Genomic DNA, 17554 nt, shown 5'->3' on the forward strand with positions numbered 1-17554 from the left:
ATGTACTTGGAAATGACCTTAGTTTTGGAGTTGCTCCAGAATGCGATCTAACTCGGCATCATTGCGGAAGCTAATGCTGATTTTCCCACGACCACGCTTGGTACGGCTTAAGTCTACTTTCATCTGAAGTTTTTCAGAGAGATTTTCCTGCGCTTGCGCATAGTTTTCGGGCAAAGGGCTGGAGCCAGTACTGGCTTTGCTTTTGCTTTCCGTTTTGGAAGTTTTAAGCTTGCGCACGGCCTCCTCAATTTGACGCACACTCAAATCTTTCTTGATGGCATTATGGTAAAGCTCTACTTGCTCCTCTTCCTGCTCTACATTGATTAAAGCTCGGGCATGACCCATGCTAATCATTTTGTCGCGCAGTCCCGCCTGAATTAGAGGCTGTAATTTAAGGAGGCGTAAATAGTTGGTAATGGTCGAACGTTTTTTGCCCACGCGCTCGCTCATGGCTTCCTGAGTAAGATCACATTCCTCGATCAATCTTTGATAGCTCAAGGCAATCTCAATGGGATCGAGTTCTTCCCTTTGAATGTTCTCCACCAGTGCCATTTCCAAAGTGGACTGATCATCCGCCAAACGGATATAGGCTGGAATACTTTCCAGACCTGCGATTTTAGAGGCCCTGTAACGACGTTCGCCAGAGATAATTTGGAAATTATCCCCCTCAACCTTGCGAACAGTTATGGGCTGAATGATACCGAGTTCCTTGATGGATACGGCTAATTCTTCCAGCGCCTCAGGGTCAAATAGGGTCCGGGGCTGATCGGGATTGGCCACGATCTGCTCCAATGGGATTTCGGCAATGCTGCCTAATACTTTATCTGCATTTTGATCTTTACCGGTACTAACATTACCGGTGTCATTTAAAAGGGCGGCGAGGCCCTTGCCCATAGCCTTACGTTTAGGTGTAGCCATTCAGTACTTTTTCAAAAGGATGCTTAGGCTTCTGCCTCGATCGCTTCGTTTTTCTCTAAAAATTCGCGGGCCAAATTTAAGTAATTCTCTGCGCCATTACTGGAAGCATCATACATGATGATGGTTTCTCCATAGCTAGGCGCTTCACTTAAACGCACATTACGTTGAATTATGGTATTGAAGACCATTTTACTGAAATGGGTCTTCACTTCTTCAACCACTTGATTGCTTAGCCTTAAGCGCGAATCGTACATGGTTAAAAGTAATCCTTCGATATCTAAATCAGGATTGTGCAGGTTTTGCACACTCTTAATGGTGTTCAACAGTTTACCTAAGCCTTCTAAAGCAAAATACTCGCATTGGATAGGGATAATAACACTGTCCGCTGCGGTAAGGGCATTCAGCGTAATCAATCCCAAGGAAGGAGCACAGTCGATAAAAATATAGTCGTATTTGTCTTTTACGGTTTCCAAAGATCGACGTAGCATTTGCTCGCGTTGATCTTTGTCGACTAATTCAATCTCTACCGCTACCAAATCAATTTGGGCAGGGATTAAATCGAGGTTTGGGTTTTTAGTGCTTACAATCGCATCAGCAGCGTCTATTTCATGTTCAAGAACCTGATAGGTTCCCACTTTAACCTCGTCGGGATTAAAGCCCAAAGCCGAGGTGGTATTGGCCTGAGGATCCGCGTCGATTACTAATACTTTCTTTTCCAGCACGCCTAAGCTGGCCGACATATTTACAGAAGTGGTAGTCTTACCTACGCCGCCTTTTTGGTTGGCAATGGCAACAATTTTACCCATTGATAGATTATTTTGATCTTTTTAGAGCTTCGCTTGTTCCTAATTTTGCACGACGGAACCGCCGTTTTGCGCCCGATTTTTTTCGGATGCCTAAAATACAAATCTAATTGCTTAACCTTTCGATTTCGATCGGATTTACAAAGATTATTGAACAAGATGATAACCGTAATTTGTGGAACCCACAGACCCAAGAATATAACTCGAAAAATTGTAGATAAGTATTGTCAAATGCTTCGGTCAGCCGGACAGGAGATACGCTTATTTGAACTGGAAGAATTACCGCGTGATTTCGTTTTTGGGGATAGCTTTGGGAATAGAAGTCCTGTTACTGAGGCGATTATCAAAGATAAAATCATTCCTGCAGATAAACTGGTGATTATTAGTCCAGAGTACAATGGCAGTTATCCAGGCGTTTTAAAGGCCTTTATGGATGGCATGGACCCACGTCTTTGGAAAGGTAAAAAAGTAGCCTTGGTAGGAGTGGCTTCTGGCCGGGCAGGAAATATCAGAGGAATGGATCATTTGACCCATGTATTGCATTATCTAAGGATGGAGGTGTTTTCTAATAAAGTGCCCATCTCTAAGGTTAATGGTCTTCTCAATGATCAAGGGGAATTGGTAGATACAGAAACTTTGCTGGTATTGCAAAGACAGCTGGATGAATTTTTAGAATACTAAATAAAAAAAGCTCCTTGAAAAAGGAGCTTTTTTTTAAGCCTGCATTACTGCTTAGATGTCATCAAAAGAAACATCGGTATAGCCTGCAGTATTATTTTCAAGGGTGGTTTCCAATGCCCCTTCTTCATGCTCGTATTCGTCGGATCTGCGATGGAAGTCCGGTTCATGCCGATCGGAAATAACTTCTTCACCTCTTTTATCGATGATGTAATCGGTAGCAGCATTCAGCATTTCACTGAATTGCTCGAAGTCTTCTTTGTACAGGTAAATCTTATGCTTCTTGTAGTACACATTGCCATTCTCTGCAGTGTGTTTCTTGCTTTCCGTAATGGTTAAGTAGTAATCGTCAGCTTTAGTAGCTCGTACATCGAAGAAGTAAGTTCTTCGCCCTGCTCTTAAAACCTTGGAATGGATTTCCTCCTGCACGTTTTTTCCTTGATCACTCATCGCAATTGGGTTTATACGGGCAAAGCTAAAAAAATATGGTTTCGTGCATGGATCGATTTTCAAATTGGATTTAGCCTGGAGTTCGATTTAACTAGGATCGAATTACAAATTCGATCCAGTTAACCAACTACTGACCGCGCCTGAAAAAAGTTGACACCTATTCTCTCTAAAACCAAGAGAAAAATGGGACAAAAAGAAAGCTTAAGACGTCAACGTGTATTTAGTGAGACCTTGCGCAAGGAAGTGGTCAAACAGATTGAATCGGGAGAACTTCGGGTATATCAAGCCTGTAGGCTTTACGAAATTAAATCACCGCAAACGGTTTATAACTGGTTAAACAAGTATTCTCGTACCTTGAAGACACAAACACGCATAGTAGTGGAAAACAATAGTGTTGACAAACGTCTGAAGGAATTAGAGGCGCGCACCAAAGAGTTAGAGGCTGCTTTAGGACGAAAGCAGTTAGAAGCCGATTTGTACCGCCATATCGTAGACCTGGCCTCAGAAGAATATAAGGTGGATCTAAAAAAAAGTTTTGGCGCCAGAGCATCCAAAGGCAAATAAAGCTGGAGACAAAGACTGTAGTGTCGATCAGGAGAAGCTGTCATTTGCTGGGCTTTAGCCGGCAGGCCTACTACAAGCCCCAAGCTCTAAGAAGGGAGCTTGTTGGGCTTGAAGACGGCCTGCGTAGCCTGATCCTGTCCGCGCGTGTGGCCTGCCCTGGCTTAGGCTGTAGACCCATCTATTATGCTCATGCGGATCAGCTTTCCATTGGACGGGATAAGTTCGAGGCACTAGCTGCTGAACTGGGCTTACAGGTTAAAAGGAATACGAGGTATATCCGAACCACCAAAAGCGATCAACGTAAGTTTGACAACCTTCTCATTGATAAACAAGTACGATCCATCAATGAGGTTTGGCAAGCCGATATGACCTATTATCTGAACGGGTCAAAATGCTATTATTTGATGTTCATCACCGATGTTTATTCTCAAAGGATCCTAGGCTATGGGGCTTATAGCAGAGCTAGCGCAGTCCACTTCAAAGAAGTTTTAAAGCAGGCCATTGCCACTCGAAAGAAAGCCGGCTACACCGACTTAAGCGGTCTTATTCATCATAGTGATGGAGGCCGACAGTATGAAGAGCGTAGCTATCGTGAGTATTGCAAAGGCAAAGGCTTAAAGCAAAGTATGTGTTACTATTCTTGGGAAAACCCCTATGCAGAGAAAACCAATGATTTGATTAAAAACCGATACCTCAATTACTGGAAGCCTACTAACCTTCATGAGCTCCGACTATGCCTCAAACAAGCAGTGGAACACCATAACAAGTTCCAGCAAAAGCGAGTATTGAATAATAGCACTCCAATAGACTTTGAATGGAAAATCAAATCCATGGAATCCAGTCCAAGTAGTTACACTTTAAACCTTAAGCCCAGTAAGCCTAGAACTAAAAACAAAAAGTATAAATTAGTAGAAACATCTGAGTAGGTAGTGACAACCATTTTCAGGCGGCATCATACTCACTACCAACTAATCACTACCTTCTTCCAACTCCAAAAGCTGCTGTTCGTACATCTCTTGATAGTAGCCACCTTCTTGCATGAGACTTTCGTGGTTCCCTTCTTCGATAACGCGGCCATTTTCCAAAACCAGGATATGATCAGCATTTTTCACGGAGCTTACCCGGTGACTGATAATGAGGCTGGTGCTTTGATCGATCAATTTCTTGAGGTTGCTGAGGATGGCTTCTTCTGTTTCCGTATCTACGGCCGAAAGGCAATCGTCGAAAATAAGCAAGGGCGGAGCTTTAATGATGGCCCGGGCAATACTCACCCTTTGTTTCTGGCCACCGCTCAGGGTTACTCCACGTTCGCCAACCTTGGTTTGGTAGCCTTCGGGGAAGTCCATGATATTATCGTGTACATGAGCGTTTTTCGCCGCGGCAATAATCTCTTCTTCCGAGGCGCCATCCCGGCCAAAGGCAATATTGGCCCCAATGCTATTGGAGAATAGGAAGGCTTCCTGAGGTACATAACCAATATTCTGTCGTAGGACATCCAGGTTCACCTGACGAATATCCTGTCCGTCGATGAGCAATTCACCTTCATCCACGTCGTATAGTCGACCAATTAAATTGGCCACGGTACTTTTCCCACTACCAGTACGTCCAACAATAGCCAGCGATTTTCCAGGCTCCAGCTTAAAGTTTAGTTTATCCAGGGCCTTGATACCCGTATCGGGATAGGTGAAGCTCACATCCTTAAAATGGATTCCGCCTTTAAAGGCCAAATCTTCCTCGCTTGGGTTTTTAATTTCAGGTTCTACCCTTAGGAACTCATTTATACGCTCTTGACTGGCCGCTGCTCTTTGCACTAAAGAGGTTACCCAACCAATGGAGGCTACGGGCCAGGTAAGCATATTCACATAAATAATAAACTGGGCAATAACTCCGGTTTCAATCTTCCCGGCAATCGTTTCTTGCCCACCAATGTATACGGTTAAAATAGTTGATAGTCCAATTAAGAGGATCATTAAAGGGAAAAAGAGGGCATTGATGCGGAATAATTCCTTGTTACGATCGAAATAATGATTGGCTTCTTCATTAAAGTCTTGCAAGGATTTTTCCTCTCGAACATAGGCCTTCAAAACTCGGATACCTGAAAATGTTTCCTGAACAAAGGAGCTGATTGCACTGAGCTGACGCTGCACCTGCTCGCTCTTCACATTGATCTTGCGACTTACATAATAAATGGAAGTTGCCAGTAAGGGCAGGGGAGCCAGCACATATAAAGAGAGTCGTGGACTCCAATAAATCATAATGGGGATGATCAGTAGTAAGGTCATACCCACGTTCATCGTATACATAATTGCAGGACCCACATACATTCTTACCCGACTCACATCTTCACTGATACGGTTCATAAGGTCGCCAGTGCGATTACGCTTGTAAAAGGCCAGCGAAAGCTTTTGATACTGATCGTATATCTCATTCTTCATGTCGTATTCAATGTGCCTGCTTACCACAATAATGGTTTGGCGCATGAAGAACATAAATAGGCCTTTAAGAAGGCTGGAGCCGATGATAATAACGCCATAGAGAATGAGCTGATTTCGCAAATCACTGTAATCGAAATCAGGATTTTCGCGGTAAGCGGCTATCGCATCTTCTACAATATTGAAACTCTCGCGAACCAGCTCTGCGGGCAAGATGCCGAAGATCACTGAGATGGCAACGAACAGTAAACCGGCCAGAAGCTTCCAGCGGTATTTGTAAAAGTATTTGTTAAGACTGAGGAGGGACTTCATCAATTGTTGACTCAAAAAATTAGCCTAATTTCGCGACCGAAATAGACAGGTCGGCAAAGGTAAAAATAAGGTGGCTTGTCTAACTCTATCTCTCATAGCATTTAAAAATGAACGATCTTAAACTTACTGACTCATCCACGGTAGACGGCGCAGTATTCTCTGCCAGCGCCTTCAAGGACCACGAACAGGTGGTTTTTTGCAATGACCGTGAGACTGGCTTAAAGGCCATTATTGGTATTCACGACACCACTTTGGGACCGGCATTAGGCGGTACTCGTATGTGGAATTATAATCACGAGTCGGAAGCCATCCGCGATGTTTTACGTCTCTCCCGTGGTATGACCTTTAAGGCCTCCATCAGTGGATTGAACCTGGGAGGAGGTAAAGCAGTAATTATCGGCGACAGCCGAAAAGATAAGACCGATGCTTTGATGCAAAAGTTTGGTGAATATGTAAATTCACTTTCCGGTCGCTATATCACTGCCGAAGATGTGGGTATCAATACCCATGATATGGAAATGGTTAAAAGCAAAACTGACCATGTAACCGGTATTCCGGTAGAAATGGGGGGGTCTGGCGATCCATCTCCTGTTACGGCTTATGGTGTATTTATGGGTATGAAAGCCGCCGCTGAATACAAATTCGGTTCCAGCGATTTAGGCGGTAAGCGCGTTATGGTGCAAGGTATTGGCCATGTAGGCGAAACCTTGGTGAAACACTTAACCGAAGCCGGTGCTACGGTATTGATCAACGACATTCATCGTGATCGTATGGAAGAAGTGGCTAAACAATACGGGGCACAAATCCATGAAGGAGATGTGTTTGCTGCTGAATACGATATCTATGCTCCTTGTGCTTTAGGTGCTACCGTAAATCCAGACAGCATTAAGAAATTAAGTGCTCAGGTAATCGCCGGTGCTGCTAACAATCAGTTGGCAGACGAATGGCGCGATGGAGAAACCTTGAAACAAAAAGGGATTCTTTATGCTCCTGACTTCTTGATTAATGCTGGAGGTTTGATTAATGTGTACTCTGAGATCGTTAAATACGACCGCGAAGAGGCTCTACGTCGTACTGAAAACATTTACCATACTACCTTACAAATCTTCCGTACTGCCGAATTGGAGAATATTACTCCTCACCAGGCTGCATTGAAGATTGCTCAGGAACGAATTGAACAAGCGAAAGCCCAGCGAAACTAAAATATGCTCACACGACGCCACCTGCGAATTAAGGTTTTCCAGGCGCTATATGCCTATGCTTATGATCCTCAAAGGGGATTGATTAAAGCAGAGAAGCAACTGCGTCAGTCTATTGACGAGATTTATCGATTGTATCTCTACGATTTGGCGGCTTTGGTATTAATCCATCGCTTCGCAAAAGAACGCTTAGAGATTAATCGCCAAAAACGATTACCCAGTCAAGAAGACCTCAATCCGAATTTGCGCTTTGTTGAAAACCGCTTTTTAAGTTGGTTGGAACGCAATCCACGTTTTAAGCAGGAGGTAGAAGATCTGCATATTAAGTTTGGTGATGAAAAGGAATTGATTCGCAAGATTTTCCGCGATATTCTGGAAGATGAGCGTTTTCAGCTTTATATGGAGGCTGATCATAATGATCTGAAGGAAGACCGCAAATTGGTAAAATACCTTTATGGTACTTATCTGGCAGAAAATGACGATTTGCACGAGGTATACGAAGCGCGCAATATGTTTTGGTCGGATGATTTAGATGCGGCCCAGGCTATGGTGGTAAAAACGATTACCAGCTTCGATACGAAACGCGAACAAGAATCGAGCTTAATTCCTTTGATCAAAAATCAAGAGGATTTGGACTTTGCCCTTAAGTTATTTCGCATCAGCGTGAATGAAGGTGAAAAGTTTGAATCTAAGATTTTGGAGAAAGCCGAACATTGGGAAGGTGACCGTATTGCCGCAATTGATCAGATTTTGATGAAAATGGCTTTGGCCGAATTAGTCACTTTCAATCAGATTCCGGTGAAGGTAACCTTAAACGAGTACATTGAATTGGCTAAGCAGTACAGTACGCGCAGAAGCGGTCAATTCGTCAATGGAATTCTAGATAAGCTTCAACAGGAAATGACAGATTCAGGAGAAATTCGCAAAATTGGCAGAGGCCTCTTGTAGCATAGTTCTTGATGAATCTTTAATATTGCTAACAGTAAAAACAACAAAATGACCAGAAGACTCCTATTTTCCGGCATGATCGGATTAGCTATGATCAGCAGCTCTTGTGATAATGCAGCCAGCAAGATTCGCAACGGAGCAGATGATAGTGCAAGTAGCAGTGCAAATACCAGCAATTCTGTAAACGCCACAAATCAAAACGCAAACCAGGAAATCAGCGTTAAGGTTGATCCTAATGCCAAGCTTCCTGAATTTAAGTTTGAGAAGGAAAACCACGATTTCGGAACGATCGAAGAAGGTACTTTGGCGAAATACGATTTCGAATTTACCAACACGGGTGAGGCACCTTTAATTATTTCAAATGCCAGTGGAAGCTGCGGTTGTACCGTGCCACAATGGCCTCGTGAGCCAATCGCTCCAGGTGAAACCGGAATTATTCACGTTGAATTCAATTCTAACGGTCGTCCCGGTAACCAAGCTAAAACTGTAACCCTTAACGCGAACACCGTTCCTAATAAAAAGATTCTTCGCATTAATGCTATGGTAAATCCTAAGCCTAAGCAAGCTGAAGAGCAACAAGGATAAAATGATGAATTATATTTTTTTACAAGAACCAGCTCCCGGAATGATGAACAATCAATTGATCATGTTCGCTCTGGTGATTCTGGTGATGTACGTTTTCTTTTTCCGTCCTCAGATGAAACGTCAGAAGGAGGAACGTAAATTTCAGCAAGAAGGTCTGCAAAAAGGAATGCGCGTAGTTACTACTTCGGGTATTCACGGCAAAATTCTGGAGGTTCAGGATAATATCCTGATTATCGAAAGTGAAAACAGCCGTTTAAAGATCGATCGTGCTGCTGTAAGTAAAGAGCAAAGTGCTTCTTATCTACCTGATGAAAAGAAGGATAAGAAAGCCAAAAAAGAAGAAAAAGAAGACGAGAAATAAATCGTCTCAAGCTTATAAAGGCCTCGGCATTGCCGGGGCTTTTTTTTTGCAATATTGTATCTTCATCCCAGTGAAACAACAAAGCGAAAACAAAGGCTTTAAGCTGCGCATCCCCCCCTGGCTTTTAGATGGAAATACCCGGGTGCGTTTACTTTTTATCGGGCTCTCATTGATCCTTTGGTTTTTAATCAAGCTTTCCAAAACCGGCTATGTAAGCACCATCGATTTTGCAATCGAATACAGCGATTTACCCAAGGGAATGGTGTTTACAGAAAAACCACCTAAATCCTTGAAAATTAAGCTACAGGGGAGTGGTTATAATCTCATTAAATACGCCTGGTTTAATTATCGGGATTTGGATGTGGATTTGCAGAATTTGGAGAGTAACCGCAAAGGGCAAAATTATTGGACCAGTGAATCTTCTCGTAATTATTTAGAAGCACAGCTAAGCGATGAAAATACTCGGATTTTAGAGGTGCATCCTGATACGGTTTTCTTTAAAATCAGTCAGTTATTAACTAAGGCGGTGCCTATCAAAGTGCGCTATAAGGCCCTTTTTGATACCAATGCCTATGTCTTATATGGCGCTCCTAAATTGGCTCAAGATTCGGTTTGGGTAGAAGCACCCGCTAATGTTTTAAACCGATTGAATCATATTGAAACAGAAATGATTACTATACCTGAAGCTCAGGATAGCCTCGAATTTGATCTGAAGTTAATAGCACCAGACTATCCCCATTTACATTTAAATCAGGAGTCGGTTGAGCTTAAACTCTATTTCTCCGCCTTAACGGAGGGTAAGGTGCAAATCCCCATAACGGCCATACATCTGCCAGATACAGTGCAAATGGAATTATTTCCTTCGCAGGTGGAGCTTACCTTCCGCTGTGCTTTGAGGGACTATCGAGATATTCGCCCGGAAGAATTTGAGGTCTATGCAGATTATCAGGAAATTGTGAAGAATCCGGAAACCCGTTTTTTATCATTGAGTACCGAAAATCCACCCTCGCAAATTCGAGCCCTACAATTGCAGCCCAAGCGCGTGGAATACCTAATTAGCAAGCCATGATTGTTGGTTTAACGGGCGGTATTGGCAGCGGTAAAACCACCGTAGCGCAGATTTTCGAGCATCTTCATGTGCCGGTATTTGTAGCGGATGAGGAATCGAAAAAGCTCCTGGATAGGGATGCAGACTTACAGACGCAATTAGTAGATTGGCTGGGTCCGGAACTCATAAAAGAGGGAAGAGTAGATCGTGCTTATATGGCATCGCGTATCTTTAAGGATGAAGAATTATTAAAGAAGGTAAATGCCTTAATTCATCCTGCTGTAGGCAGAGCTTTTCAAACTTGGTATCAAAAGCAAAAAGCGCCCTATATTATTCGGGAAGCAGCCATATTATTTGAAAGCGGAACCCATAAGGATTGTGCCAAGGTTATAGTTGTAACGGCTCCCGAGGAACTGCGCCTGCAAAGGGTAATGAAGCGATCAGGCGAAAGCCAGGATCAGGTAAAAGCGCGCATGGCCAAACAATGGCCTCAGGAGAAGAAGGAAGCTTTGGCCGACTATATTATTCATAATGATCATCAGGAAATGTTGATTCCTCAAGTATTGCAAATTCATGAAGATCTTATCCATATCGCAAACACAGGCCGCTGATCGCTATGCGATTGAGCATGAGCCTATCTCGTCTTTGGATTTAATGGAAAGAGCGGCCCAGGCCTTGCTGAGCTGGTTTCTCCAAAATATTGATCCATCCAGACCGATCGTATTGATCTGTGGTAAGGGAAATAATGGAGGGGATGGTTTGGCTCTAGCTCGATTATTAAAGGCTAAAGACTATCGAAATCTATCGGTCTTTTTGGTGGATCATTCCGGTTCTCCCGACTTTGAAGCGAATTTAAACCGCTTGGGAAGCAGTGTTTATCAAGACTTACTTAAGGATCAAATAAGTCAAGATGAATTTGCAAACGATACGGTTTGGGTAGATGCTTTATTTGGTTCGGGGCTTAGCCGGGTTTTAGAAGGTCGCTATGCTACTTGTATCCAATCTTTAAACACGAAAGAGGGAACTAAGGTGGCAATTGATTTGCCCAGTGGCTTAATGGGCGATGCCATCGCTAAATGTGATTTGGACTTAGTTTTTAAAGCCGATTTTACCTTGACCTTCCAATACCCTAAATTGGCATTGGTACACCCTTATACGTCGGCTTTAGCCGGACAGGTGGAAGTATTGGATATTGGATTACACCCTAATTATATTCAATCTGCTGAGAGTCGCTTTCATTGGTCGACCTTAACTGATATTAAATCCATTATCAAGCCTCGTAAAAAGCATAGTTATAAAGGCGATTATGGTCATGCCTATTTATTGGCGGGAAGTCCGAATACCATGGGCGCGGCCCTAATTGCAGGGGAAGCCTGTGCGCGCAGTGGGGCCGGTCTAATTAGTTTAAATACGGCTAAAGAAACTTTTGGAGCCTGCAACAGTCGCTTACCGGAACTGATGTTGTATGAGCGCAGTTCTCAGAATCCGGGTTTAGAGTCGTATCATGCCATAGTATGTGGACCGGGCTTAGGCCAGGATGAGGCAGTAAATAGCCTGTTTAAAGATATTCTTCAATACTGGCAGGGCCCCTTGGTTTTGGATGCCGATGCCTTGAACCTGATTGCTAAGAATCCATCCTATTTACAATGGGCGAATGAAAACTGGATTCTTACACCGCATCCTGGTGAATTTAAACGCTTATTAGGCTTGGATCAGCTTGGTCCGGATCAATTGGATTTAGGGATTGAATACTGCCGTAAGCATCACCTAAATCTGCTTTTAAAAGGAAGTATTTCGGTTTTGATAGAATCCAATGGTGATAGTACCTTTTTTGATTTTGGCTCATCAGCTCTAGCTAAAGGAGGAAGCGGAGATTTATTGGCTGGATTGATTTGCGGCTTATTAGCACAGGGCTATACTATCAAGCAAGCAGTAGGTTTAGGCATGGCCTTGCAAGGGAGAGCAGCACAAATTGCTGAACAAGAACTTGCTTCACCACATGCGGTACTTAGTTCTGATATTCTAAATCAGATAGGAAAGGCCTACGCTAGTTTTTAGGGGCATCTGGAAAAGGATAGCGCTCATTGGCTTCGAGAAGGATGTACTTTCGACCACCCATTTCCCAGCTTTTAATGAGAGTTAACCAGTCTATTTCACGAATCTTCTCTTCATTCAGCCCGGTGTAGAAAGGCACATTATGGCTGTCCCAGATATAAATACTGGAGCGATGCATTTGTTGCCAAATATCTTTTTGTACTCTTTGCCAATTGGATTGCTCCTTAATATTGAGGGGATTATGGCCGCTCAGCATGGCTAGATAAGGCAAATCATTTACCAGATGGCGCGATTCTAAATCGGGATAACGCTCCTTTAAAAAGGGATAAACCTGGTTATGAAGGAAGGTTTGATAGGGACCTAAGTCCCAGGCAGTCTTTCGATAAGGCTCAGCGCGACTATCTGTAAACAGATTAAGGATTCCAAGGATAGCGATGAGTCCTAAAATAGCATAGCCCTGTTTAGCTTTTAATTTAGACCAAAATAGTTGGAAGGGCAGAAGGGCCATTAACCAAAAGAGGGGAAAAACCATTAGTAATACTCGCTCTAAACCGGCGGATGCATAAAGTCCCAAGGCCCAAACCATGCTGTGGGCTGAAAAGAATCCCCAGGCACTTCCAAATAGCAAGAGAAAGTCCTGTCGCCACCAGTCTTTCTTTTTAAATAGCCAGTAAATACTAATGATGGAACCGGCCAAAATAAGTAGGAAATAGATGGCGCCCATCATAATTCCCATGCGCTTAAAATAATGAGTCCAATCGCCTTTACCATAAACACTGGCTCCGGCAACATAGGCTTTTTGATAAAACCACAACCAATCGCCCTGATGGTAAAAGGAACCAAAAAAGCCATATACAATGGAACCAACTAAGATTAAAGGCAGATAGCGAAACTGTTTATTAAGTAAGCCATATACTAAAAAGACCGGGATGAGAACCTGCGCTTCGCCACGACAAAAGGGGAGGAAAGAGACCAAACTATAAGCGGCAATTAAGTACTTCTTATTCTTTTTGCCTAGATCTAAAAAATAGAGACAGAGTATGAGACACAAGGCGGCAAAGGGTTCGGTTAAGCCGCTATTGAGATAGGAGCTAAAAGCCGGACTTAAAAAGGCTACTATGGGAATTAGCCATAAGGCCTGCCAGCCTTTGCGAGCCGCATAAAGTGTAGCAAAAAGAGAGCTTAATACCCCACAGAGGATATTAAAGATTTTGATGCCGGTAAATCCAAAATAGGCGAAGGGACTGGCAAATAGCGTGAAAAAGGGTTTCGCCCAAGAATTAAAAAGGGCCCCGGAGTCTGTCCACACATGCTGTGCCCAAAAGAAATGCATTATGGTATCACCTTCACCACCAACGGCCGGACTCTGAATGGCCAGAATCACTAAGATTCCGAAAATGGCTCCATGTATCCAGTAATACAGTTTAGGCATTTAAAGCAGGTCGAGTGAGCCTTTTCCCTCGCGAATGACTTCCGGGTAACCTTCGGTGAGGTCTACTACAGTAGAGGCAAAGAGATCACCCATTCCTCCATCCACTACCAAATCTACTTGCTTGTCGAATTTTTCCGCAATTAATTCAGGATCAGTAGTGTAATCGACAATTTCATCCTCATCATGTACCGAAGAGGCAATAATCGGACGGCCCAGTTCGCGTACAATTTCACGAGGAATGCTATTATCCGGAATTCGAATTCCCACTGTTTTCTTCTTTTTCTGAAAGATCTTGGGAATTGCGCTGCCTGCCTTTAAGATAAAGGTGTAAGGACCGGGTAAGCAGCGATTAAGAATTTTATAAGTAGGGGTGTCTACCGATTTGGTATAGGAACTTAAAATGCTGAGATCGGGGAAGATCAAGGCAAATTCGGCCTTTTCAGGCTTTAAGCCTTTTAATCTGGCTACCCTTTCAATAGCCTTGGGTTTACTGATATCACAACCGAAAGAATAAACTGTATCGGTTGGATAAACAATAATCCCCCCGCGATCTAAAACCTCTACTACTCGGGCTATTTCGCGGGGGTTAGGGTTTTCTGGATAGATCCGTACGATCTCAGCCATTTTTTTATCCGTTTCCTTTACGGTAATCAGCCAAGAATTTCTCTAAGCCAATATCGGTCAAAGGGTGATTTAATAATCCGGTGATGCTAGACAATGGTCCGGTAATTACATCAGCACCAATTTTAGCGCATTCCAATACGTGCATGGTATGACGTACAGAGGCGGCTAAGATTTCAGTTTCGAAATCATAGTTATCATAAATCAAGCGAATCTCTTCGATCAATTGCAATCCATCGGTAGAAATGTCATCCAAACGACCGATGAAGGGAGATACGTATGTAGCACCTGCTTTAGCGGCTAATAAAGCTTGACCCGCGCTAAATACTAAGGTACAGTTGGTTTTGATTCCCTGATCTGAGAAATATTTAAGGGCCTTAACACCATCGCGAATCATTGGAATTTTAACCACGATTTGAGGGTGAAGAGCCGCCAGGGCCTCGCCTTCGCGTACCATTCCTTCGAAGTCGGTGCTAATTACCTCGGCACTTACATCGCCATCTACGATATCGCAAATTGCTTTGTAGTGAGCAGTAATATTTTCTGCTCCGGTGATACCTTCTTTGGCCATAAGGGAAGGATTAGTGGTAACCCCATCTAAAACGCCCAGTTCCTGTGCTTCTTTAATTTGCTCCAGGTTTGCAGTGTCGATGAAAAACTTCATGCTTAATGTAAAATTTTGGCAAAAGTAACTATTGTTTGGCAGCTCTTTGCGGACAATCCAGACTAAAGTAAAAGACTGTTCCTAAATTTAAACTGCTCTCCACCTGTAAAGTACTGCCCATCTTATAGAGTAAATCCTGGCAAAAATGCAATCCCATACCTGTCCCTTCTTCGCCCATGGTGCCTTTGGTACTATTGAGCTTTTCACCTCCCAATAAGTTGGCAATTTGCACCGGGGTCATACCGCGACCATTATCCACAATAGCAATCTCGATTTTGGCGGAATTAATTCGGCGACTTTGGATTTGAACTCTACCAACTTTAGGTTCCACAAATTTGATGGCATTTCCAATCAAGTTTCGCAGAATTACCCGCAGCGCATTAGGATCAGCTACTGCTTGTAAATTCTGATCTACCTGATTGAGACATTCTACCGATTTCTGTATTAAGATTTCCTCTTTTTCTTTAATTACATCAGCTACTAATCTTCCGATGAAAAACTTATTTCGCTGAAGCTCCAGTCCATTACTTTGATGCTTCACCCAATCCAGTGTCTTAAAAAGCAAAGTTTTGGTGCGTCCCAGGCTTTCATAGATGAGTTGCAAATGAGTACCATGTTCTTGCGGGTCACCATCAAGCGAAAGCTTAGCCAGTTCCAGGCTGCTTACTACTCCTTCTTTAAGATCATGGGCCAGAAGAGAGAGCATTTTTTCTTTGGCTGAATTCGCAACTTCCAAAGCTTGAGTTTTACGACTTAATTCCAGGCTTCGTTCTTGACTATTCGTTACATCCGTTATAACGGCAACTGCTCCAACTTTTTGATCCTCAGTTTTCATTTCCCGCATGGAGACCAAATGATAAAATTTGCGATCGTCTTTTAATCGCGAGCTCATATTTTGAAAACTTTGCTTGTCTTTTACTTCCTGAATTCGCAATTGCCAATCTTCCAGCATTTCCTTTTGAATGATTTGAGAAAGGAAGTCTTTATTTTCCTCCAGATCGAAATTGCCAAAAAATCGAAAGTGGTCTCGAGCGGCTTGATTGCTGAAAATGAGTTCACCATTGGGGTCGAATGCTAAAATTCCGGAGGTCATTTGTTCTGCAGCCAGGCGTGATCGTTCATTGAGAATGCGAATATTCTGACTCAGCTTTCGTACGCGATTATTAATTCGATAATAGAGAATAAAGGCACTGAGTAGGATTAAAGCAATAATGGTTACCAAAAGGATGGTCGTATTTTGGGAAGCAATGATTTTCTCCTTCTCTCGATAGGAGGCCTCAAGATTTTGGAGGCGACTGCGATTTTCAATAAAGTCACCCTGAACTACCATTAAGTTCTCTTGCATGGTGTCTTTGATCCTCAACAATTTTTGACTCAAGGCGGCCACTCTTAAAAGTATGCTGTCCGCCTCTTTATCCAGGCCAATTTCGCGATAGAGCTTTTCTTTTTGGTAGAGTAGGCTTAGTTCTAAGTCTAGGTTTCCAAAGCTCTGGGCTGTACTAAGAGCAGAATCGATATAGAATATCAGGCTGTCTTTAAGACTTAGTTCCTTAAAAAGTCGAATTTTTAGATTGAGCCAGGTGAGGTCTTTAAATGGAGAGCTCATTTCCTTGGCCTTTTGTAAGTGATATGAGGCACTGATTAAGTCCTCATCATCAAAGGCAATTTCTGCCCATTGGCAGTGGATATCGCCGATAAACTCGAACTCTGTAGAAAGATCATTGTAATATGCCGCTTTCTCCAACGCGGAATCGGCTCGGGATCGATTTCCCATTTGGCGATACATTCTGGCGATATAAAGCATCGAATGAGTAAGTAGAAACTTATCATTGAGGCCTAATCGAAGTTCATAAGCCTGAGTGAAATAATATAAGGCACTATCCGGTTCACCCAAATTGGAATAACAGAGTCCGATATTATTCAGGGCCACTGCTTCCCCGTATGTATCAGAATTCCGATGCATTACCTGAGCACAGTCCTTAAAGATTCCTTTAGCGTCTTCGTAGAGCTTTACTTTATAAAGTAGTATTCCGTAACCGGTAAGAAACCAGCCTTCCTGTTGAAGCCAATCTTCATCATTTTTGTAGCCTAAATAATCGATTCCTTTGCTAAAGGCTTCCAGGGAGGCGGCATATTGACCTTTATCGAGATTCATACGTCCCGCCTGACTGTATATCGCCAAAATATTATGCTTATCCGCCAGCTCCAGGGAAATTTGCTCTGCGATGTTCAGATAGTGAAATCGGTCTGCTAAGGGCAGGTAGAGGTTTTCGGCGAGGTAGCGATAGACTTCACAATAGCGCTCAGGACAATCCAGACTATCACATTCTTCGCGTAAATCAATCAGGGAAGCCTGCTGATAAAAGGAAGAACCGGAACTCAGTAGAGAAAAGGAAAGAATATTAAATAAAAGAATGCTAAGAGCCTTCAAGTTGTTTTGATTGGGGGTTCCTCTAAAGTACAGAAAAATGGAAAACAAAAAGA

At 43.0% G+C, this 17554-nt stretch carries 18 protein-coding genes; 10 read left to right on the top strand and 8 right to left on the bottom strand.

All coding sequences use genetic code 11. From position 1 onward, the window contains the following. Nucleotides 1-18: 18 nt before the first annotated feature. Together ACO05P_RS03155 and ACO05P_RS03160 are read right to left on the bottom strand one after the other, a co-directional pair. Nucleotides 19-918, bottom strand: coding sequence for a ParB/RepB/Spo0J family partition protein (locus tag ACO05P_RS03155; RefSeq protein ID WP_421753336.1), 900 nt, complete (start codon nucleotides 916-918; stop codon nucleotides 19-21). Between the two features lie 23 nt (nucleotides 919-941). Further along, a complete protein-coding gene (locus ACO05P_RS03160) occupies nucleotides 942-1724 on the bottom strand; it encodes a ParA family protein (RefSeq protein WP_421753337.1) in 783 nt (260 codons plus the stop codon). Between the two features lie 156 nt (nucleotides 1725-1880). Between ACO05P_RS03160 and ACO05P_RS03165 the strand changes: the two genes are divergently transcribed. Beyond that, a complete protein-coding gene (locus tag ACO05P_RS03165) occupies nucleotides 1881-2402 on the top strand; it encodes an NADPH-dependent FMN reductase (protein ID WP_421753338.1) in 522 nt (173 codons plus the stop codon). 51 nt (nucleotides 2403-2453) lie between these two features. On the opposite strand, the gene ACO05P_RS03170 is transcribed toward ACO05P_RS03165, so the two are convergent. Continuing rightward, nucleotides 2454-2849, bottom strand: a complete 396-nt coding sequence (locus ACO05P_RS03170; RefSeq protein WP_421753339.1) for a PUR family DNA/RNA-binding protein — start codon at nucleotides 2847-2849, stop codon at nucleotides 2454-2456. A gap of 183 nt (nucleotides 2850-3032) precedes the next feature. Between ACO05P_RS03170 and ACO05P_RS03175 the strand changes: the two genes are divergently transcribed. Beyond that, nucleotides 3033-3413 carry a transposase gene (locus ACO05P_RS03175; protein ID WP_421753340.1) on the top strand — a complete coding sequence of 127 codons (381 nt, stop codon included), beginning with the start codon at nucleotides 3033-3035 and terminating at the stop codon, nucleotides 3411-3413. Between the two features lie 20 nt (nucleotides 3414-3433). Beyond that, on the top strand, nucleotides 3434-4339 hold the full coding sequence (locus tag ACO05P_RS03180) for a transposase (protein ID WP_421753341.1): 906 nt from the start codon (nucleotides 3434-3436) through the stop codon (nucleotides 4337-4339). Nucleotides 4340-4381: 42 nt separating this feature from the next. Here ACO05P_RS03180 and ACO05P_RS03185 read toward each other — a convergent pair whose 3' ends face one another. Continuing rightward, nucleotides 4382-6157 (bottom strand): ABC transporter ATP-binding protein, encoded by a 1776-nt coding sequence (locus tag ACO05P_RS03185; RefSeq protein ID WP_421754872.1) that lies wholly within the window; start codon nucleotides 6155-6157, stop codon nucleotides 4382-4384. 107 nt (nucleotides 6158-6264) lie between these two features. On the opposite strand from ACO05P_RS03185, the gene ACO05P_RS03190 reads away from it, so the two are divergent. The 7 genes from ACO05P_RS03190 to ACO05P_RS03220 all read left to right on the top strand — a co-directional run bounded on the left by ACO05P_RS03190 (nucleotide 6265) and on the right by ACO05P_RS03220 (nucleotide 12356). Beyond that, nucleotides 6265-7359, top strand: a complete 1095-nt coding sequence (locus ACO05P_RS03190) for a Glu/Leu/Phe/Val family dehydrogenase (RefSeq protein WP_421753342.1) — start codon at nucleotides 6265-6267, stop codon at nucleotides 7357-7359. Nucleotides 7360-7362: 3 nt separating this feature from the next. Further along, on the top strand, nucleotides 7363-8304 hold the full coding sequence (nusB, locus tag ACO05P_RS03195) for a transcription antitermination factor NusB (protein ID WP_421753343.1): 942 nt from the start codon (nucleotides 7363-7365) through the stop codon (nucleotides 8302-8304). 48 nt (nucleotides 8305-8352) lie between these two features. Then, complete coding sequence (locus ACO05P_RS03200; protein ID WP_421753344.1) at nucleotides 8353-8889, top strand: DUF1573 domain-containing protein; 537 nt, start codon at nucleotides 8353-8355, stop codon at nucleotides 8887-8889. 1 nt (nucleotide 8890) lies between these two features. Next, complete coding sequence (gene yajC, locus ACO05P_RS03205; RefSeq protein ID WP_421753345.1) at nucleotides 8891-9250, top strand: preprotein translocase subunit YajC; 360 nt, start codon at nucleotides 8891-8893, stop codon at nucleotides 9248-9250. 70 nt (nucleotides 9251-9320) lie between these two features. After that, nucleotides 9321-10319, top strand: a complete 999-nt coding sequence (locus ACO05P_RS03210; RefSeq protein ID WP_421753346.1) for a hypothetical protein — start codon at nucleotides 9321-9323, stop codon at nucleotides 10317-10319. Continuing rightward, complete coding sequence (gene coaE / locus ACO05P_RS03215) at nucleotides 10316-10909, top strand: dephospho-CoA kinase (RefSeq protein ID WP_421753347.1); 594 nt, start codon at nucleotides 10316-10318, stop codon at nucleotides 10907-10909. Before ACO05P_RS03210 ends, coaE begins: the two co-directional genes overlap by 4 nt. Continuing rightward, on the top strand, nucleotides 10872-12356 hold the full coding sequence (locus tag ACO05P_RS03220) for an NAD(P)H-hydrate dehydratase (RefSeq protein ID WP_421753348.1): 1485 nt from the start codon (nucleotides 10872-10874) through the stop codon (nucleotides 12354-12356). The genes coaE and ACO05P_RS03220 overlap by 38 nt, the downstream gene beginning before the upstream one ends. Here the strand turns inward: ACO05P_RS03220 and ACO05P_RS03225 are convergent. Genes ACO05P_RS03225 through ACO05P_RS03240 form a run of 4 tightly spaced genes read right to left on the bottom strand, consistent with a single transcriptional unit; the run spans nucleotide 12346 to nucleotide 17501 of the window. After that, nucleotides 12346-13785, bottom strand: a complete 1440-nt coding sequence (locus ACO05P_RS03225; protein WP_421753349.1) for a hypothetical protein — start codon at nucleotides 13783-13785, stop codon at nucleotides 12346-12348. The genes ACO05P_RS03220 and ACO05P_RS03225 overlap by 11 nt on opposite strands. After that, on the bottom strand, nucleotides 13786-14409 hold the full coding sequence (locus tag ACO05P_RS03230) for an L-threonylcarbamoyladenylate synthase (protein WP_421753350.1): 624 nt from the start codon (nucleotides 14407-14409) through the stop codon (nucleotides 13786-13788). A gap of 4 nt (nucleotides 14410-14413) precedes the next feature. Further along, a complete protein-coding gene (fsa, locus tag ACO05P_RS03235) occupies nucleotides 14414-15070 on the bottom strand; it encodes a fructose-6-phosphate aldolase (protein WP_210758536.1) in 657 nt (218 codons plus the stop codon). 28 nt (nucleotides 15071-15098) lie between these two features. Further along, nucleotides 15099-17501, bottom strand: coding sequence for an ATP-binding protein (locus tag ACO05P_RS03240; protein ID WP_421753351.1), 2403 nt, complete (start codon nucleotides 17499-17501; stop codon nucleotides 15099-15101). Nucleotides 17502-17554 lie beyond the last annotated feature (53 nt).

It is taken from the genome of Croceimicrobium sp. (assembly GCF_965228705.1).
In the GTDB taxonomy this organism is placed as follows: Bacteria; Bacteroidota; Bacteroidia; order Flavobacteriales; family Schleiferiaceae; genus Croceimicrobium.